We start from the raw sequence: 18,341 nt of genomic DNA, 5'->3' as shown, positions 1-18,341 counted from the left end.
TCGCGGAGATCAAGCCAGCGAGTCCTGCGGCTCGCGCTGGATCGGCTTGGGCCACGGCTCCGGCTTGGGCCGCTGACGCACGATCTGCGGCCACCAGAACCACTTGCCCATCAGTGCTGCGATGGAGGGGGTCATGAAGGAGCGGATGACCAGGGTGTCGAACAGCAGGCCCAGGCCGATCGTGGTGCCCACCTGACCGATCACGGCCAGTTCGCTGACCGCCATCGACATCATGGTGAACGCGAACACCAGGCCGGCCGAGGTGACCACCGATCCGGTGCCGCCCATCGCGCGGATGATGCCGGTGTTGAGGCCCGCGTGGATCTCTTCTTTGAATCGGGAGACCAGTAGCAGGTTGTAGTCGGCGCCGACGGCCAACAAGATGATCACCGACATGGCCAGCACCATCCAGTGCAGTTCCAGGCCGATCAGGTGCTGCCAGATGAGCACGGACAGACCGAAGGATGCGCCCAGGGACAGCACCACCGTTCCGACGATGACCGCGGCGGCCACCACGCTGCGCGTGAGAATCAACATGATGATGAAGATCAGGCACAGCGAGGCGATTCCGGCGATCAGCAGGTCGTAGTTGGCGCCTTCCTGCATGTCCTTGAACATCGCCGCGGTACCGCCGAGGTAGATCTTGGACCCCTCCAGCGGGGTGCCCTTGATCGCCTCCTTGGCGGCCAGCTTGATCGGATCGACGTGCGCGACCCCTTCGGGGCTCATCGGGTCGCCCTCGTGGCTGATGATGAACCGCACGGCGTGCCCGTCGGGGGACAGGAACATTTTCATGCCGCGCTTGAAGTCGGGATTGTCGAAGGTTTCCGGCGGCAGATAGAACGAATCGTCGTTCTTGGCCTCGTCGAAGGCCTGACCCATGGCGGTGGAGTTGTCCTGCATCGCCGCCATCTGATCCTGCAGCCCGCCCTGGGTGGCCTGCATGGTCAGCATCATCGTCTTCATCGTCTTCATGGTCGCGATCATCGGCTGCATGTTCGCGATCATCACCGGGAGCAGCGCGTTCATCTTGTCCATGTCCGGCACGATCTGCTCGAAATCGGCTGTCATGGTGTCGATTCCGTCTAGCGTGTCGAACACTGACCGGATCGACCAGCACATCGGGATGTCGTAGCAGTGCGGTTCCCAGTACAGGTAGTTGCGGATCGGCCGGAAGAAATCGTCGAAATCCGAGATGTGGTCGCGGAGTTCCTTGATGTCGTCGAGCATGCCGTGCATCTTGCCGACCATGCTGTTCATCACCTCGCGCATCTGCTCCATGAGCGCGATCATCTGGTCCATCGTGTCGATGGTGATCTGCATTTCGTCGGCCTGCTTGAGCATGTCAGCCATACGGTCCTGCATGTACTTCTGATTCAGGGTCTGGGTCGTGCCCTGCATGCTGATCTGGAACGGGATCGAGGTGTGCTCGATCGGCGTTCCCTGCGGGCGGGTGATGGCCTGCACCCGGGAGACACCCGGCACACCGATGACGCGTTTGGCGATCCGCTCGATCACCAGGAAGTCCGCCGAGTTGCGCAGGTCGTGATCGCTCTCGATCAACAGCAATTCGGGGTTCATCCGGGCCGGGGAGAAATGCCGGTCGGCGGCGGCGTAGCCGGTGTTGGCCGGCAGGTCCGGCGGCAGGTACTCGCGGTCGTTGTAGTTGGTCCTGTACCCGGGCAGGGTCAGCAGGCCGACCAGCGAGACGGCGATGGTGGCGACCAGGATGGGTCCGGGCCAGCGCACCACCGCGGCACCGATCTTGCGCCACCCACGGGTGCGCATGGCGCGCTTGGGTTCCAGAGTCTTGCCGAACTTGGTGGCCACCGTGATGATCGCCGAGCCCAGGGTGAGCGCGACCAGCACCACCATGACCATGCCGATGGCCAGCGGGATGCCCAGTGACTGGAAGTAGGGCAGCCGCGTGAAGTGCAGGCAGAACGTGGCGCCGGCGATCGTCAGGCCCGAGCCCAGGATGACGTGGGCGGTGCCGTGAAACATCGTGTAGTAGGCCGACTCTCGGTCTTCACCGACACTTCTGGCCTCTTGATATCGGCCGATCAGGAAGATCGCATAGTCGGTGGAGGCCGCGATTGCCAGCATCACCAACAGGTTGGTGGCGAATGTCGAGAGCCCGATGACGTTGTAGTAGCCCAGGAAGGCCACCAGGCCGCGGGCTGCCGACAGGGACAACACCACCATGAACAGGGTGAGGAGCACCGTGACGATGGAGCGGTAGACCGACAGCAGCATGACGATGATGACTACGAACGTCAGGGCGGTGATCATCTCAAGGCTGCGGTTACCGGCGATCTCCTGATCGGCCGCCATGGCGGCCGGCCCGGTGACGTAGGCCTTGACCCCGTCCGGGGCCTTGACGCTCTGGACGATCTTCTCGGTGGCCTCGACCGATTCGTTGGCCAGGGCCTCACCCTGGTTACCGGCGGTGTAGACCTGTACGTAGGCCGACAAGCCATCGGAGCTTTGGGCGCCCGAGGCGGTCAGTGGGTCGCCCCAGAAATCCTGGATGTGCTCGATGTGCTTGTCGTCGGCCTCGAGCTTGTCGATGATCTCGTCGTAGTACTTGTGTGCGTCATCGCCCAGCGGCTTGTCGCCCTCGAGCACGACCATGACCGAGCTGTTGGACTTGAACTCCTGGAACACCTCGCCGACGCGCTTCATCGCGATCATCGACGGCGCCTCGTCCGGCGTCATCGACACCGACCGCATCTTCCCCACCTCTTCGAGCTGGGGAACGATCACGTTGAGGACACCGATGACGGCGATCCAGCCGATGATGATCGGCACTGCCAGGCGCCGGATCCACTTGGCGATCCCGCCGCGGTTCCCGTGCTCTGGTGCGGAGGCGACCGGGATCGAGTCGGTCGGGGCGTCGTAATTGCTCATGCAGATTTCACCAAGCAGAAGGTCTGGGCGTTCACGCCGTTGGAGGTTCTCTCGTCCTTGAGTTCGTCATCGACGGTGATGCGGCAGCTGATCGTGTCGCCGTTGCCCTGCGCGACGATGTTGGGGAACACCGACGGGGCGGTGGATTCCAACCGCAGCGTCCACGGCAGGGTCACCCCGTCGATGCGCTGGGGCTGAGCGTCGAGGTCGAGGTAGTTCACGTCGGCGGTGGCTCCGGGCTCACCGTAGATCTGGTACACCACGACCTTGGGGTCGAAGGGCTTGGTGTCATCGACCTTGGTGCTGGAGATGCCGGTGCCGTCGCCTGCGGCGAAGAACGTGCGAACCCGCATCACCGTGAAGCCGCCGACCAGCACCACTGCGGCGATGATCAACGGAATCCAGAACCGTCTCAACAGCTTCATATTCGCTGGTGGGCCTTTCGGAGGTCAGGTACGCGGTGACGTACCGGCTAGCTGCGCAGCTCCATCGCCACTTCGTGATCGGGTCGGTGTCGGCGGATTCCCGCCAACATCTTTCTACGTCGACGTCCGCGGGGAGTTCCCCGCCGGAATCGTCCCGGAAGGGACTGGCCGACATCTCAGAGATCAGCCGGCTGCCCGGCGCACTCAGGGCGGAGATGTCGGCGATCAACCGACACTGTTCTTCCAATGGGATGAAGGGTAGTACGCCCTCCACGCTCCACAGGGAGGTCCGGTCGGCGTCGAATCCGGCCCTGGTGAGTGCGGCCGGCCAGTTTCCGCTGATGTCGGCGGGGACGCCGTGCACGGTAGCGGTGGGGGTGGTGCCCGCCAGGGCGTCGGTCTTGACCTCGAGGATCGCGGGGTTGTCTACGACGAACACCGTGGTGCCGATGGGCCAGGGCAGTTGATAAGGACGCGGGTCCAGGTCGGACGCCAGGAAAACGACCTGTTCGAGGCCGGTTTCCGCGGCCGCCATCAGGTAGGTGTCGAGGAGGTCGGCCCGTGGCGCCAGGCATGAGCTTGGCATCAGCACTCCTCCCCGCAGATTCCTTGCCGGATGTAAAGTGAAACCTATACAGTCGGCTAACTTCAATCAAGTTAGTTTGGCTATTGACGCTGTGATCTAGACCGCGTTGGGTACGCTCAGCGCGACGAAGGGACAGGTGTGGCGAAGGCTGTTGCGCCGCGTGGCTTTGCTCGCGAACGCGTGCTGGAGGCGGCGTTGAGCCTGTTCGCCGAGCATGGAGTCAAGGGCACGTCCCTGCAGATGATCGCCGACCGGCTGGGCGTCAGCAAGGCCGCGGTCTACTACCAGTTCCACTCCAAGGACGAGATCGCGCTCGCGGTCATCCAGCCGGTCTTCGACGACATGATGCGGCTGGTCCGCATCGCCGAGGCGATGTCCACGCCCGAGGCGCGGCGGGAGGCGGCCGTCAGCGGAATGGTGGAGATGGCCGTACGGCATCGCCGCGTCACCGCGGTGTTCCACGGCGATCCCGTCATCGACGGCCTGGTGCACAGTCGAGACGAACTTCAGGACACGATCGAGCGGCTCACCGGGATCCTGCTGGGCCCCGACCCCGACACCGCCGACCGGATCTGTATGTCGGTATTGGCCGCCGGTGTCTACGGCAGCGCAACCGATCCGGTCCTCACCGATGTCAGCGACGAGGAGTTGCACCGGGTGCTCCTGGACTGCGCGCAGCGGCTGCTGCGCGCGCCGGCAACCCCCCTCGCCTCCGGTTGACGCGCCTAACCCCGAAGCGCTGACGCGAAGATCGCGGGCAACTTGCCCCACCCGGGCGCTCCGGCGAAATCCACCAGCAGCCGGCCCGTCGTCGCAGCGGTGCGGTTGTTGACGAACCACGGCGGTTTCGGCGACAACGACCACTCGCCGCGGAACACCGACCTCGGGGCGGGCCGGAACGGGCCGCGGACCACGGTGCGCTCCGGACGGTCGAGCAGAAAAGCGTTGTGCACCACTCCGGTTCCGCTCTGGATGTCATTGCGTCTGTGCCCGGGGAATGCACCCCAGGTCGCGGTCGGCGTAAGGTAGCCGACGCCGGTCCACGCGTTGATCGCGATGGTGCCGTAGCGCAGCTGCCCGACCAGGCGGTCGAACTGCTCGCCGAGGCCGGCGAGGGTGTCCGGGTGGGCGATGATGTTCACCCCGAGGGTGCCGACGAACTCGTCGTTGGCGACCCGCACCGCCTCTTCGGCGAACTGATCGTCGGGCACGTCGAGTTCGATCACGCCGAGCACCGGACCGAAATACTCGGTGCGCAACAACGCTTCGCGGTCAGCCGGATCTACCACCAGGACCCGGGCGCCGCTGGGACCCAGGTGCTGTGCGTCCGGATACGACGAATCCGCGCCGGCCACCCTGACGTCGGAGCCGGGGTAGTAGGCGGCCCGCGCCGGTGCGTCGTTGACGGCCTTGCGGATCGCCGCGATGAACTCGTCGCGCTGTGCCCAGTGCTTGGGCAGCACCACCACCTGCGCGGCCACGCAGTTGTAACCGTTGTTGTGCAACCGTTGGGTGGCAACGTGATTGGCCTGGAATTCCATATCGGCCCGGCTCCAGTTGCCGGGCAGCACGATGGTCGGCGAAACTCCGCCGAGCTCGGCGGTCATCTCCTTGTCGAGCACCGGCTCGTCGGCAGCCTTCCGCCGGGCGCCCTCATCCCCGGTGCCGAACACGATGGCGTCATACGTCAGCGCGCTGCCGGTCATGTGCACGTGGTCGACGAGCTTGTGCCGCACCAGGTATGTGCCGGCCTCGGCGTCGCCGGTCAGGATGCGTACCGCGCCGACCGCGATGAACGGAGCCAGCACCTTGGTCAGCACCGGTAGCAGCGGATCGGTGATCGGGTTGAGCTTGAGGGCCACCACGCGGTTGTTGGCGTAGAGCTCGTAGATGGTGTCCAGGGGGGCGATCGAGAAGATGTTGCCCGCGCCCAGCACCGCGCCCACGCCGTTGGTGCGCGATGGGTCGCGTTGGGCCAGGCCGGCCGACCGGATCGCCTCGGCCTTCTCGATGCCCGGCTGCAGCCACACCTCGGCGCTGAACCCGGACAGCAGCAGCTGGTCGAAGGTGTTGAGCGGCAAGGCCTTTACCGTCGTCCGGCCGCCCGAGGCGTAGCCGAACTCGGCCCCGTCGAGCGGGCTGCGCCCTGCTTCCAGCTTGGCCAGGCTCTCCGACAGTGCGGCCAGCCCGGCCACCAGAGAGTATGGCCCGGACATCCACTCCTCGCCGACCAGCGGGGAGGCGGGATCAAGTTCTTTGATGCCGACTGCGGCGTCGACCCACTCGGAGGCGTGGCGTACCGCCAGGGCGCGGACCTCGTCGAGCAGTCCGCGCCGGGCCGCCAATGACAGGGAAGCCCAGGTCTTTTCGCCTTCGACGAGTTCTTCGAGGGCCTCGTCGATCTGCGTTTCGGTCATGTCAGCTCGCGCTCTTGTCGAATTGCACCAGTGCGTCGTGGTGGTTGTGGGCATACGGGGCCGGGCCTTCGCCCGACTCCCGTTTGGCCACAATCGCAGCGTACTGCTCGAACGGTGTGGTCCGGCTCCATTTGGCCCTGGCTTCGGCCGGGCTGTAGGTGACGGTGTTCTTGGCCGGAATGCCCATCAGGGCAGGGCCGACGACAGGGGTGGTGTGTGGCGTTGTCAGGTCCAGCATCGCCAGTTCCAACCGCGGATTGGCGGCGATCGCCTTGAGGAAGGGACGTACCAGCGCGCGGGCCGCGATATCGGCGATCCGGTTCTGGGGGATGCCGCCCAACCGTCGCATCCACTGCGGCATGGTGGCGATGATCGCGGCGCGCATCGGGATGTTGAACGCCTTGCGCAGCCAGCGCGGCATCCGCTCGGGCAGGATGTGATAGCCCAGGTCGGCCAGGTAGTCCATCATCCGCTGGGCCACCTCGGATCCGACGAGATCGGGCCGGAAATCCTCGAAGTACTGGCGGATGCCCTCGCGGGTGCGCGGAACGTCGTCGGGATTGATGGTCTGGAACTCCGCTGCCCGCGCGCATTCCTCCCAGTACTGGCTCTCCTCGGCAGCCGAGAGCTTGCCCGGGCCGAACATCTCGTAGCTGTAGAGGATCGAGTGCCACGCGGTGAGATGGATCCACAGCTGCGAGTGCGGATCGTTGGCGTCGAACGGCCGTTTGGTGATCGGCTCGGTACCGATGGCCTTCGAGTGGATCTTGACCAGGATCTCTGAGGCATCCAGGACCGATTCGGCGTCGCCGAAGGCCACCAGGGCGAAGTACTGCATGGTCCGGTCATAGCGCAATCGAGTGCGTGCGTAGACCTGCCCGGTGGCATCGACCGCGGCGGCCAGGAACGGGTCGAGGTGCTCGATGGTGACCGCCCGGGAGAAGCCGATCAGCAGCGAGGTCGGGTAGCTCCACACCTTCCAGGTGACTGAATCCGGACCGAAGAAGCCATAGTCCTCGGCGGGCGCCAAAGGTTCGGCGACCGCCGGCAGGCCTGCTGCGGTGCGCACTGCGCTCAACGCGTTCATCTGCCTCGTTCCCTTCGAAATCAAGTGGTACAAGCTGTACCAGTTACAGTGAATGGTACGACATGTACCACTCGATTGGCTAGGGTGTATCTGTGGAACCAGTCGTGAGGCGCGGTCGATGGGCAGGCCAGCGGGAACGGCGGCGGGCCGAGTTCGTCGACGCCGCGCTGGCCGCGATCGCCGAACACGGACCCCAGGCGTCGACCGAACAGATCGCCGCCCACGTCGGCGTCACCCGCACCAAGCTCTACCGGCACTTCGCCGGCGCCGCCGATCTACAACGGGCCATCGCGCAACGGGCGGCCGAGATGCTCACCACCGAACTCGCACCCCTGTGGACGCCGCACGGCTCGATGGCCCAGATCATCGAGGCCAGCGTGGGCGCCCATGTGCGATTCCTCGTCGAGCATCGCAATCTGTACCGCTACCTGGCGCGGTGCTCACTCGGCGAGGACGGCTCGGCACCCGATGCCATCGCTGACATCAGGCTGACCATCGGGACCCAGCTCGGTGTGCTGTTCACGGTGTACCTCAACGCTTTTGGCGTCGACACCGACCCGCAACCGCTGGCCTTCGCCATCGTCGGGCTGGTCGAATCGACCACCGGCCGGTGGCTCGATCAACCCGGGTCGACGGCGCAGGACCGGCTGGTGGCCGACCTGGTCCGGTGGATCTGGCTGCTGGTCGACGACACCCTGCGCGCCGGCGGGGTATACGTGGACAGCGCCGAGCCGCTACCCACCCCCGAGGTGATCGCCGCGCAGGCCGAGGCCTACCGCGACCCCCACCGCGTCACCGCCTGATCCGTCGCACCGCGAGCACGCCTGGCGGCCGACGGACACACGGCCGCGGGTGCCGGGGTTACCAGCGGCAGACGTCGGGGCCCGAACCTGAGTCGACGGCGCGGAAGGCGAGCAGATGCCGCTGCCACCACGGCAGCGGTGCTGCCAGCACGGGATCGTTCGTGGCGTCGTCGACCACCTGCGGTGGCCCGTCGTGCAGATAGGCGATGCGGACGCCGGTCAGCCCGGCGTCCCGCCACAGTGCAACAGTGCGCCGCAACTCGAGCCAGGGAATGCGGACCGGAGGGTCCTCGGACAGCCAACGGGTTTGCCGCCGAAGGGAAGTCGTGTCGCCCGCATACCGGGGCAACTCCAGCCCCACCACGGTGACGGTGTCACGCAGGTAACCCGTCAGCTCGAGGCCGGTGACGCCGGGCAACAGGTGATTGGTGCTGCCGTCTTCGGTGTGCAGGTTGCTGAACATCGAGAAATTCGCGACCGTCTTGAGCCCCACGTAAGGCGTGGCGCCGTTGGCGAACGCCAGCAACGGCGCAAGGAGCAGCACCAGGGGACGCAACCGCCAGGCTGGGGTGGGGACGCCGGCGGCCTGCGCGCCGCGGTAGCCGCGCAGCATTACGACCATGAACGGGAGCACGGCGATGTACCAGGTCAGGACGAACAAGGTGTGCCACGGCAGACCGATCGGGCTGCTCGGCGATTCGGCCGAACTCGACACCACGCTCAGCAGCACGTGGCCCGCGAAGCCTGTGAGCGCGACGTATCGCAGGGCGGTGCTTCGGGCCGCCGGGGTGGTGAACGACTCGGCCGGAACCAACAGCACATAGACCGCGAACACGATCGTGGCGAAGTCATAGAACGAGGACAGCGCCAGTATCGAGTGAAAGACCACACCGATCGCAACGCCCCAGAAACGCAGGCGCGGCACCGCCAGCAACACCAGGATGACGGCCTCGATCACCACGGCCACGATGGCGACCAACTGCCCGACGGTCGGACCCGGCACCACGTCGTCGAAGCCGTTGAGCCAGAAAATCTGGCCGAACAGTTCGCCGCCGCACGACGTTGCCTGGGAAAAGTAGGCGGTGTTCAGCTTGTCGAACACCGTGAACAGATAGACCACGAGCAACACCAGTCCGACCGGGGTGCGCGCAGTGTCCAGCCAGCGCACGACGAAGCGCTCGGGTACCCCGGGCCGGTTCCGGATGGCCCACGACCACACGGCCGAGGTGCCCAGCGCGACGGCGATCAGCAAGCTCAGCACCAGATGGTTTGACGCGGCGGGCAGATTCAGCACGGCTACGGTGGCCCCGGCCGCCACCGCCAGGCCGGCGGCCGGAACCGAGCCCGGAAAGAGCAGTGCGGGTAGTCCGGCCAGTAACGCCGGCGCCACCGCGAGGGGTTGGCTGTCGGAGTAATGGAAGGCCAACGCCATCGCGAACAGCGTTGCGAACCAGCCGAGTTGCTGCCGTGCGCCGGTGGGGTCATCTGTTCGCGCGTTGCTGCGCCACCGCATTGAGATGACTGTACTTGGCGCCCGTGACGGCCTGCCCGCGGCGGCCGCCATCATCGGGTTTGCGGCGTAATCTGAGAAGTGATGGATGGGGGCGGCATGGCCCAAACGCCTTGCCGGGTAACGGAAAGGATAAGAAATGAGTACAGTCCATTCATCAATCGACCTACACCCGGACATCATGGCCCTACGGGCGGGCTATGACCGTGTCGCAGAGTCGATGGCCGCGCAGGTCACCTTTGGCCTGACGTTGCTGACGGCAATGTACGTCGCGCTGTCACCCTGGATCGTCGGCTTCGACGCCTTCAACAGGCTCACGGTCAACGATCTGATCGTCGGAGGGGCGATCGCGTTCCTGTCAATGTGTTTCAGCTTCGCGCTGGACCGTGCCCACGGCATGACCTGGACACTGCCGATCTTCGGTGTGTGGCTGATCATCTCGCCGTGGGTGTTTGTCAGCGGACCGACTGCCGGCATGATCTGGTCGCATGTGATCAGCGGTGCGCTCGTGATGGTGCTGGGCTTCAACGCGATGTACTTCGGGATGCGGGTGCGCAATTCGGAAGTGGCGCACACCTAACCGCCAGTAGACGCGGCTGACGTGCCAGCCGGTTGTCCGGCTGGAGGGGACACCTGTGCCGGGACCTGGCCCGCCGGCGGCGTCATGCATCGATTCACGCCCCGGGCCGGGTTTTGCGCCATATCCTGGGCAATCGCAGGACTTCATACGACGGCGATGGTGGGCGCGAACTGCTGAGATGAAGCTGGCGGGGCGGGAAGAAGAGCTGGCGACGATCCGTCGCTGCCTTGGTGGGCCGGGAACCCACCACGGCGTGGTGATCGTCGGCAGCGCCGGCGTCGGCAAGACCCGGTTGGCCCGCGAAGCCCTCGGCCACGCCGCGGCGTCCGGGCACCGCACCAATTGGTTCGTCGGCACCGAATCCGCGCGAGCCATCCCACTCGGGGCGTTCACCGGATCCCTCAGCCAGAGCATGTGCGATCCGCTGCCCGACGTGCGGCGCGTGATCGATTCCTTCGTGGCGCAGCAGCGCATGGGCAAGGTCGTCATCGGCATCGACGACGCCCACCTGCTCGATCCACTGTCCGCACACGTCGTACACCAGCTGGCCCAGACACAGGGAGTGCGTCTGGTGGTCACCGCGCGTTCGGGCAGGCCGGAACCCGACGCGGTGACCGCCTTGTGGAAGGACAGTCTGCTCGACCGGATCGACCTCGAACCGCTGTCTGCCACCGCGGCCTGCGCTCTGCTCGAGATGGCGGTCGCCGGGCCGGTGGACAGCCGCAGTACGCGCCGGTTCTGGAAGCTCACCGGAGGCAACGCGCTGTACCTGCTGCAGTTGGTGAAAGACCAGATCGCTGCCGGGCGGATGCGCAAATCCGCCGGGGTGTGGATGTGGGACGGCGACGTGGCCGTGTCCCAGAGCATCACCGACATGGTCGGGCGACGGTTGGGTGAACTCGAACCCGGCATGGCGCTGGTGCTCGACATGTTGTCGCAGTGCGAGCCGCTGGGCGTCGACGTCCTGCTCGACCTGGTCGAGCAGGAAGATCTCGAAGCCGCCGAGCAGATGCACCTGATCACCGTCGAACGTGCCGGCCGCAGTCTGATGGCCACCCTGGCGCATCCGCTGTACGGCGAGTTGCGCCGGGCCACCGCCGGTGAGATGCACCTGTCGAGAATCCGTGGGAAGCTCGCGCACCGGCTGGCTTCGGAGCCCGATGAGGACATGCGCGCCACGGTGCGCCGGGCCCTGCTGGCGCTGAACTCCGACCTGCCACCGGACCCGGGGCTGTATCTGACGGCGGCGAGGTGCGCCGCGGTCCTCCTCGATCCCGATGCCGCGAACCGTTTCGCCGCTGCCGCAGCTGAATGCGGTGCACCCGAGGCGGCGCCGATGCAGGCGATGACGCTGCTCCTGCTGAGCCGGGGCGACGAGGCCGAGGCGGTCCTGCGCGAGATCAGCGCCGACGGCGCGCCGGACAGCCACCACTGGGCGACGGTGCGGGCGGCCAATCTGGCCTGGATGCTGAGCCGGCCACTCGACGCCCGCCTGATCTTGGAAAAGCTTTCCGGCACAGCTGAATCCGACCAGCAACGGATGGAGCGCCTGGCCATCGAGGCCTGCGTCGATGCCGTGCTCGGCCACTGCGTGAGTGCGGAGGAAAAAGCCAGAGTCGCCCTGGATTCCGGTGGGTTACCCGATTTGCACGCCATGATGGCCTCGATCGCGTTGATGATGGCCTTCGGCGCGCTCGGGCACGTCGATGAGATCAACACACTCGCCGAGCAGGCCATCGAAAGGGCCAACACCTCGTTCGAGTCCTCACCCATGCGATTCTGGTTCGGCGCCGTCCACGGCCGCGCCTGCCGGCTGACCGGGCGCATCGACGACGTGACGGCGATGGCGGCCCGGCTGGACGAGTCGGCGCGCGACGTGCCGGGCCTCGTGTACGCCAACCTCGCTCATCTGCTCGGCCACGCCGAACTGGTCCGCGCCGATCTGGCCGCTGCCGTCAAACACCTGCATGAGGCCTATGCCGGTGCTGAAACGCATGAGATAACAACAGGTTTGCGTATCGCCAGCTGTTTCGCGCTGGCCGAGGCGTACGCGAAACTCGGCCAGGCCGCCGCGGCAACCGAAGCGCTGGCCGGCGTAGGACAGTGCGTGCCCGAGGAGTATGTGTTCATGGGTACCGCGATGTCGGTGGCCACCGGGTGGACGCTGGCGGCCGGTGGCGCGCTGACCGACGCGATCGACGTGGTGCGCGAAGCGGGCCGGGTTGCGGCGCAGCGTGAACAGCCCACCCATGAACTGCTGTGCCTGCAGACGGCCGCGCAGTGGGGTGACACGGCCGGGGCGGCGCGCGCCCGCGAACTCGCGGACACACTGAAGCTACCCCTGGCTGAAACCGTGGCTCGTCATGTCGAGGCACTGGCGGCCGATGACGGTGCCGGATTGCTCGCTGCCGCAGAGGGTTACCGGGCGATCGGTGACCGGGCCACAGCCGCCGACGCCACCGCGCAGGCCGCGGTGGCGTTCGGTCGCCGTGGTCAGGGCAAGCGCAGTGCCTATGCGGCCGCCGTGGCGCAGGCGGGCGCCGACGAATGCGGTGGGCTGTGCACACCGGCACTGCGCAATCCGGCCGGGCAGCCGCTGACCGGAAGACAGCGTGAGATCGTCGAACTGGTAGTAGCGGGCCTGAGCAACAAGCAGATCGCCGAGCGCCTGGTGATGTCGGTGCGCAGCGTCGAAGGTCACCTCTACCGGGCCTGTCAGCGGGTGGGCGCAAGCTCACGCGAACAACTCGCCGCCATCATCCGTCGCGGTCCGAAGGGGCCGGCATGACGTGCCGGCGCAGCACGTCGGCGGCCTCGGTCTGGTAGGCATGCTCGGCCCAGGCCTGCGGGGTCGAGCCGAAGCGCCGGTCGGTGATGGTCGGGTCGGCACCGGCGTCGAGCAGACGCCGGATCAGGTCGAGGTCGCCCGCCCAGGCGGCCTGGTGTAGGGCCGTGGCGCCTTCGTCGTCGAGAGTGTTCGGATCGTCCGGAAACAGCGGTGTGACAACGTCTACCCCGGCTACGTCGATTCCGTGTCTGGCGAGTAGGTCCAGCCGATCGGTGAATCCGTGCTCGGCGGCCCAGCTGACCTGGCGACGCCACATCTCGTCACGTGACTCCATGGCTTTGCCGAGGCGCCGCTCCCACGGGCTCGGCCCGGCGGTGGACAGCCCGTGCGCGAACAGCAGTTCCAGGTGCGAATCGTCGGCGCGAAACATCCTGTTGTACAGCGTCTGCTGGTCGGCCGGATGCGCGCCGCTGTTCAACAGCAAGGTGGCCAGTTCAGGTGCGAATGGATGACGAGGCTGACGCCGTGGCCCTTGCTCACCCTCGCCGAACACGCCTGTCAGCACCGTGAAGGGCGTCGACAGCCCGCACCAGAGGTAGCCGGCATTCGGGTCGGCGCCGGCGTCGAGCAGCAGCGTCGCGGCTGCGAGGGCCTCGTCGGCGGTGCGACCCGACGGAACTCGCGAATAGCACAGGTACATCAGCGGAACCCAGCCGAACGGCCCGCCGGCAGTGTTCGCCGGTGCGGGCCGGCTGGTCAGGTGACGGGCCAGCGCCGCAGGGTCAGCGGCTGACGCGGCGGCCCAGATGTGGCGGTTGACGATGTCGGGTTCTGCCGCCAGCAGGGTCGCGGCGGAGTCCCACCGTGGTGGTGCGTCGGTTTCGTTGTAGCGCAACGATGCCCACGAGCAGAACCGGTCCGCGGAGTGCAGCGCGTCCTCGTCGAGTGCGCCGGGATCGACGCTGAGCTCGGCCGCATCCCGGAGATAGTGCACGAGCCTGGGCCAGCTGCTGAAACCGTAGTCACGGGCCACGGCGAACTGGGCTTCGTGTAGTGGGATCCGGTTCGTCCGTTGCAGCGCGCGGGCTTCGGCGCGCAGGTGGTCGATCGAGGGATTGCTCGGTAGACGGCTGGCCATGGCGGCCTCCTCTCAGACGCCCGCGTCCGCGAATCGGGCTGAGAAGAGGTCGGTCACAGGGCAACTCAGTGTGCAGGGAGGCTTGGCCCCTTCGAGCGGACGTCGGGCGTTCCTGCACGCCCGACGCCACTCTACCGGCCGATTCCCCTACTGGCAGACAGCGCCGACGGCGGCCGACTGGACCAGCTTGGTGTACTTGGCCAGCACGCCGGTGGTGTAGGTCGGGGGAAGCGGCTGCCAGCCGTCCTTGCGGCCGGCGAGCTCGGCCTCGTCGACCAGGATGTCGAGCGTGCCGTTGGCGACGTCGAGCCGGATCCGGTCACCGTCGCGCACGAACGCGATGGGCCCGCCGTCGACGGCCTCCGGGGCGATATGCCCGACGCACAGGCCCGTCGTACCACCGGAGAACCGGCCGTCAGTCATCAGCAGCACGTCCTTGCCCAGCCCGGCGCCCTTGATGGCGCCGGTGATGGCCAGCATCTCGCGCATGCCCGGGCCGCCCTTGGGGCCCTCGTAGCGGATCACCACGACGTCGCCGTGGGTGATGGTGCCGTCCTCCAGCGCGTCCAACGCGGCCCGCTCGCGCTCGAAAACCCTTGCCGTGCCCTCGAACACGTCGGACTCGAACCCTGCGGACTTCACCACGGCGCCCTCGGGGGCCAGTGACCCGTGCAGGATCGTGATGCCGCCGGTCGGGTGGATCGGGTTGTTCATCGCCCGCAGCACCTTGCCGTCCGGGTCCGGGGGAGCGATGTGGGCGAGGTTCTCGGCCATGGTCTTGCCGGTGACCGTCAGGCAGTCGCCGTGCAGCAGGCCGGCATCCAGCAGCGCGCGCATGACCACCGGCACGCCACCGATCTCGTCGACGTCCTTCATCACGTGGCGGCCGAATGGCTTCACGTCGGCCAGGTGCGGCACCTTGTCGCCGATTCGGGTGAAGTCGGCAAGCGTCAGCTCGACCTCGGCCTCACGGGCGATCGCCAGCAGGTGCAACACGGCATTGGTGGATCCGCCGAACGCCATCACCACGGCGATGGCGTTCTCGAAGGCCTTCTTCGTGAGAATGTCGCGTGCGGTGATGCCGCGGCGCAGCATCTCGACGACCGCCTCACCCGACCGACGGGCGAACTCGCCGCGACGCTTGTCCACCGCCACCGGAGATGCGCTGCCCGGCAACGACATGCCGAGTGCCTCGGCTGCCGAGGCCATGGTGTTGGCGGTGTACATGCCGCCGCAGGCGCCCTCACCCGGGCAGATCGCCCGCTCGATGATGTCGACGTCCTCGCGCGACATCAGCCCGCGCACACACGCGCCGACCGCCTCGAAGGCGTCGATGATCGTGACTTCCTTCTCGGTGCCGTCGGTGAGCTTGGCGACGCCCGGCATGATCGAGCCGTTGTAGAAGAACACCGAGGCCAGGTTCAGCCGGGCCGCGGCCATCAGCATGCCGGGGATCGACTTGTCGCAGCCGGCCAGCAGCACGGTGCCGTCCAGGCGCTCGGCCTGCACCACGGTTTCCACGCTGTCGGCGATCACCTCACGGGAGACCAGCGAGAAGTGCATGCCTTCGTGGCCCATCGAGATGCCGTCGGACACCGAGATCGTGCCGAACTCCAGCGGGTATCCGCCGGCCTCGTGCACGCCGGCCTTGACGTCCTGGGCCAGGCGCTGCAGCGACATGTTGCACGGCGTGATCTCGTTCCACGACGACCCGACGCCGATCTGGGGTTTGACCCAGTCGTCGTCGCCCATCCCTACCGCGCGGAGCATTCCGCGGGCAGCGGCCTTCTCCAGGCCGTCGGTGACGTCGCGGCTGCGGGGCTTGATATCGGGCTGGTCGGAGGGAGACATGCAGGTAAGTATGCCTCCCGGTTAGTTAGCCGCCCAAATTCTTTCTTATACCCCGGTGGGGTACCCGTATACTGGGGGCATGGACGCGGCTGACAACTCGGGTGCACACGGCTACTCGGCGCAGAAGGACAACTACGCCAAACGGCTGCGCCGGATCGAAGGTCAGGTCCGGGGCATCGCCAAGATGATCGAGGAGGACAAGTACTGCATCGACGTCCTCACCCAGATCAGTGCCGTCAACAGCGCGCTGCAGTCGGTCGCGCTCGGCCTGCTCGACGAGCACCTCGGCCATTGCGTGACGCAGGCGGTGTCCGAAGGTGGGGATCAAGCCGAGGCCAAGCTGGCCGAGGCGTCGGCCGCGATCGCCCGCCTCGTTCGCTCCTAGTCGCCCAGCGCCTGCTCGATGCGTTCGACCTTCGCGGTCAATTGCCCGGTGTAGCCGGGACGGATATCGGCCTTCAACATCAGGCTGACGCGCGGGGACACCGCGGCCACCACTTCCACGGCCTGCTTCACCACGGCCATCACCTCGTCCCATTCACCCTCGATGTTGGTGAACATGGCATTGGTCTCGTTGGGCAGGCCCGAAGCCCGCACCACCCGCACCGCTTCGGCTACCGCGGCGCCGACGCTTCCGGTTTCATCTCCGCCCGTCGGGCTGATGCTGAACGCGACTATCACGGAATCGATTGTGCGCTCGCGTTCGTAACGTTGTGGCGGCCAGAGCGCCGAAATCCCGCCATGGCGTTACGAACGCGGGCTCACGAGGTCGAACTCTGCCTTGTGCTTGCTTGCAACCATTGCGCATCCGCACGGTTCGGCAACCACGCACCGCAACGATATGGCGCTACCGTGGCATTTCAGCATGACCTTCAGCGTCACCGGCGAATCGCTTTCCGCCCCCACCAGCCCGTGGACACCACGTGTTGCCACGCAACTCGCCGTGCTCGCCGCGGCGGCGTTCGTCTATGTCACCGCAGAGATGCTCCCGGTCGGTGCGCTGCCGGCGATCGCCACCGATCTTCAGGTGAGTGAGGGCCTGGTCGCAACCTTGATGGCCAGCTATGCCCTGGTCGCCGCCTTGACCACGGTCGCCCTGGTGCGCCTCACGGCGCGCTGGCCACGACGCCGGACGTTGGTCGCCACCTTGGTGTGCCTGACGGTCTCCCAGGTGGTCTCGGCGCTCGCACCGAACTTCGCGGTACTGGCCGGCGGGCGCGTGCTGTGCGCGCTGGCCCATGGGCTGATGTGGTCGGTGATCGCGCCGATCGGGGCCCGTCTGGTACCGGCCAGCCACGCAGGCAGGGCGACCGCGGCGGTGTATGTGGGCACCGGGCTGGCGCTGGTGGTGGGCAATCCACTGGCCGCGGCGCTGAGCACGATGTGGGGTTGGCGGCCTGCCGTGGCGGCCATCGCCGCGGCTGCGGCCGTGGTGGCCGTGGCCGCCTGGACGATGCTGCCGCCGCTCACGCCCGTCACCGGCCTCACACCGGAGGCCGGGACCCGGCACCACCACCTGCGAAACCGCCGGCTGCTCGTCTTGTCGGCGCTGACCCTCATCGGTGTCACCGGGCACTTCATCGCCTTCACCTTCATCGTGGTGATCATCCGGGACGTGGTCGGGATACACGGACCGCACCTGGCATGGCTGCTGGCGGCCTTCGGGGTCGCCGGGCTGGGCGGGATGGCCGCCATGGCCCGGCCCCTGGACCTGTGGCCGAAAGCCTCGGTGGTGGGCTGTCTGGGCGCGCTGGCGGCTGCGCTGGTCATCTTGACGCTGCTGGCCGTCGAATCGTGGCCCGGCCGGGCCGCGGTGGTGCTGGGTGCGGCCGCGGTGGTGGTGTGGGGCGCGGCGTCGACGGCTTTGCCGCCGATGCTGCAGGCATCGGCGATGCGCACGTCACCGGAAGACCCCGATGGGGCCTCCGGCCGGTACGTCGCGGCCTTTCAGGTCGGCATCATGGGCGGTGCGCTCATCGGTGGCGGCATCTACGACTACGGCGGGGCCGCCCCGACCCTGGGCGCCGCTGCGGTGCTGATCATCGTCGCCATGAGCGGTGTCGCGGCGACTCGTGGCGTCTTCACAGTTTCCTGCGCCACCGCCGAAAAGTAACGCGAGCATGCTCACAGTCGATAAACAGCGCAGTTCAGCGCCGTGCAATCGGTGGTTGTCGGGGGTCGACGGCTTCTCGCGACAGTAGCTGGTCATTGCGCTGTGAGACACTGGAGCGAGTTGTGCTGTCTGG

Annotated in this window: 15 protein-coding genes; 6 read left to right on the top strand and 9 right to left on the bottom strand. The window is 66.9% G+C overall.

Features of this window, described 5'->3' with window-relative positions:
- Positions 1-9: 9 nt before the first annotated feature.
- The 3 genes from E0T84_RS18475 to E0T84_RS32345 are packed head-to-tail and all read right to left on the bottom strand — an operon-like array spanning position 10 to position 3,921.
- Positions 10-2,910, bottom strand: coding sequence for an RND family transporter (locus E0T84_RS18475; protein WP_138745154.1), 2,901 nt, complete (start codon positions 2,908-2,910; stop codon positions 10-12).
- The gene (locus E0T84_RS18470; RefSeq protein WP_239251727.1) at positions 2,907-3,287 is read right to left on the bottom strand and encodes an MmpS family transport accessory protein; all 381 of its coding nucleotides are present in this window, start codon (positions 3,285-3,287) and stop codon (positions 2,907-2,909) included. Before E0T84_RS18470 ends, E0T84_RS18475 begins: the two co-directional genes overlap by 4 nt.
- On the bottom strand, positions 3,199-3,921 hold the full coding sequence (locus tag E0T84_RS32345; protein ID WP_131823159.1) for an SAM-dependent methyltransferase: 723 nt from the start codon (positions 3,919-3,921) through the stop codon (positions 3,199-3,201). Before E0T84_RS32345 ends, E0T84_RS18470 begins: the two co-directional genes overlap by 89 nt.
- A 138-nt stretch (positions 3,922-4,059) precedes the next feature.
- On the opposite strand from E0T84_RS32345, the gene E0T84_RS18460 reads away from it, so the two are divergent.
- Positions 4,060-4,641: a TetR/AcrR family transcriptional regulator gene (locus tag E0T84_RS18460; protein ID WP_070188442.1), complete on the top strand. Its 582-nt coding sequence runs from the start codon at positions 4,060-4,062 to the stop codon at positions 4,639-4,641.
- A 5-nt stretch (positions 4,642-4,646) separates the two neighbouring features.
- Here the strand turns inward: E0T84_RS18460 and E0T84_RS18455 are convergent, their stop codons facing one another.
- Together E0T84_RS18455 and E0T84_RS18450 are read right to left on the bottom strand one after the other, a co-directional pair.
- A complete protein-coding gene (locus tag E0T84_RS18455) occupies positions 4,647-6,338 on the bottom strand; it encodes an aldehyde dehydrogenase family protein (protein ID WP_070188443.1) in 1,692 nt (563 codons plus the stop codon).
- 1 nt (position 6,339) lies between these two features.
- Complete coding sequence (locus E0T84_RS18450; protein WP_138745153.1) at positions 6,340-7,425, bottom strand: oxygenase MpaB family protein; 1,086 nt, start codon at positions 7,423-7,425, stop codon at positions 6,340-6,342.
- 92 nt (positions 7,426-7,517) lie between these two features.
- On the opposite strand from E0T84_RS18450, the gene E0T84_RS18445 reads away from it, so the two are divergent.
- Entirely contained in the window at positions 7,518-8,228 is a 711-nt protein-coding gene (locus E0T84_RS18445) for a TetR/AcrR family transcriptional regulator (RefSeq protein WP_138745152.1), read from the top strand.
- 58 nt (positions 8,229-8,286) lie between these two features.
- Here E0T84_RS18445 and E0T84_RS18440 read toward each other — a convergent pair whose 3' ends face one another.
- Complete coding sequence (locus tag E0T84_RS18440; protein WP_138745151.1) at positions 8,287-9,741, bottom strand: hypothetical protein; 1,455 nt, start codon at positions 9,739-9,741, stop codon at positions 8,287-8,289.
- Between the two features lie 136 nt (positions 9,742-9,877).
- On the opposite strand from E0T84_RS18440, the gene E0T84_RS18435 reads away from it, so the two are divergent.
- Both E0T84_RS18435 and E0T84_RS18430 read left to right on the top strand, forming a co-directional pair.
- The gene (locus E0T84_RS18435; protein ID WP_070945474.1) at positions 9,878-10,318 is read left to right on the top strand and encodes an SPW repeat protein; all 441 of its coding nucleotides are present in this window, start codon (positions 9,878-9,880) and stop codon (positions 10,316-10,318) included.
- Positions 10,319-10,496: 178 nt separating this feature from the next.
- Complete coding sequence (locus E0T84_RS18430; RefSeq protein WP_138745150.1) at positions 10,497-13,106, top strand: LuxR family transcriptional regulator; 2,610 nt, start codon at positions 10,497-10,499, stop codon at positions 13,104-13,106.
- On the opposite strand, the gene E0T84_RS18425 is transcribed toward E0T84_RS18430, so the two are convergent.
- Both E0T84_RS18425 and ilvD read right to left on the bottom strand, forming a co-directional pair.
- Positions 13,075-14,244: an ankyrin repeat domain-containing protein gene (locus E0T84_RS18425; protein ID WP_138745149.1), complete on the bottom strand. Its 1,170-nt coding sequence runs from the start codon at positions 14,242-14,244 to the stop codon at positions 13,075-13,077. The genes E0T84_RS18430 and E0T84_RS18425 overlap by 32 nt on opposite strands.
- A gap of 147 nt (positions 14,245-14,391) precedes the next feature.
- On the bottom strand, positions 14,392-16,095 hold the full coding sequence (ilvD, locus tag E0T84_RS18420) for a dihydroxy-acid dehydratase (RefSeq protein ID WP_138745148.1): 1,704 nt from the start codon (positions 16,093-16,095) through the stop codon (positions 14,392-14,394).
- Positions 16,096-16,174: 79 nt separating this feature from the next.
- Here ilvD and E0T84_RS18415 point away from each other — a divergent pair, with 79 nt between their 5' ends.
- Positions 16,175-16,480, top strand: coding sequence for a metal-sensitive transcriptional regulator (locus E0T84_RS18415; RefSeq protein ID WP_070945471.1), 306 nt, complete (start codon positions 16,175-16,177; stop codon positions 16,478-16,480).
- On the opposite strand, the gene E0T84_RS18410 is transcribed toward E0T84_RS18415, so the two are convergent.
- A complete protein-coding gene (locus E0T84_RS18410; protein WP_138745147.1) occupies positions 16,477-16,776 on the bottom strand; it encodes a thiamine-binding protein in 300 nt (99 codons plus the stop codon). The genes E0T84_RS18415 and E0T84_RS18410 overlap by 4 nt on opposite strands.
- 184 nt (positions 16,777-16,960) lie before the next feature.
- On the opposite strand from E0T84_RS18410, the gene E0T84_RS18405 reads away from it, so the two are divergent.
- Positions 16,961-18,208 carry an MFS transporter gene (locus tag E0T84_RS18405; RefSeq protein WP_138745146.1) on the top strand — a complete coding sequence of 416 codons (1,248 nt, stop codon included), beginning with the start codon at positions 16,961-16,963 and terminating at the stop codon, positions 18,206-18,208.
- The last annotated feature ends 133 nt before the right edge of the window (positions 18,209-18,341 follow it).

It is taken from the genome of Mycobacterium sp. DBP42 (assembly GCF_005924235.1).
GTDB lineage: Bacteria > Actinomycetota > Actinomycetes > Mycobacteriales > Mycobacteriaceae > Mycobacterium > Mycobacterium syngnathidarum.
The sequence above is the reverse complement of the archived record's forward strand: the minus strand, read 5'-3'. Positions and strand labels throughout refer to the sequence as shown.

What these genes read in the sequence shown, in the direction of transcription:
- E0T84_RS18475 (WP_138745154.1), bottom strand. Translation starts at nt 2,910, where the DNA reads ATGAGCAATTACGACGCCCCGACCGACTCGATCCCGGTCGCCTCCGCA.
- E0T84_RS32345 (WP_131823159.1), bottom strand. Translation starts at nt 3,921, where the DNA reads ATGCCAAGCTCATGCCTGGCGCCACGGGCCGACCTCCTCGACACCTAC.
- E0T84_RS18455 (WP_070188443.1), bottom strand. Translation starts at nt 6,338, where the DNA reads ATGACCGAAACGCAGATCGACGAGGCCCTCGAAGAACTCGTCGAAGGC.
- E0T84_RS18450 (WP_138745153.1), bottom strand. Translation starts at nt 7,425, where the DNA reads ATGAACGCGTTGAGCGCAGTGCGCACCGCAGCAGGCCTGCCGGCGGTC.
- E0T84_RS18440 (WP_138745151.1), bottom strand. Translation starts at nt 9,741, where the DNA reads ATGCGGTGGCGCAGCAACGCGCGAACAGATGACCCCACCGGCGCACGG.
- E0T84_RS18435 (WP_070945474.1), top strand. Translation starts at nt 9,878, where the DNA reads ATGAGTACAGTCCATTCATCAATCGACCTACACCCGGACATCATGGCC.
- E0T84_RS18430 (WP_138745150.1), top strand. Translation starts at nt 10,497, where the DNA reads ATGAAGCTGGCGGGGCGGGAAGAAGAGCTGGCGACGATCCGTCGCTGC.
- E0T84_RS18425 (WP_138745149.1), bottom strand. Translation starts at nt 14,244, where the DNA reads ATGGCCAGCCGTCTACCGAGCAATCCCTCGATCGACCACCTGCGCGCC.
- ilvD (WP_138745148.1), bottom strand. Translation starts at nt 16,095, where the DNA reads ATGTCTCCCTCCGACCAGCCCGATATCAAGCCCCGCAGCCGCGACGTC.
- E0T84_RS18415 (WP_070945471.1), top strand. Translation starts at nt 16,175, where the DNA reads ATGGACGCGGCTGACAACTCGGGTGCACACGGCTACTCGGCGCAGAAG.
- E0T84_RS18405 (WP_138745146.1), top strand. Translation starts at nt 16,961, where the DNA reads ATGACCTTCAGCGTCACCGGCGAATCGCTTTCCGCCCCCACCAGCCCG.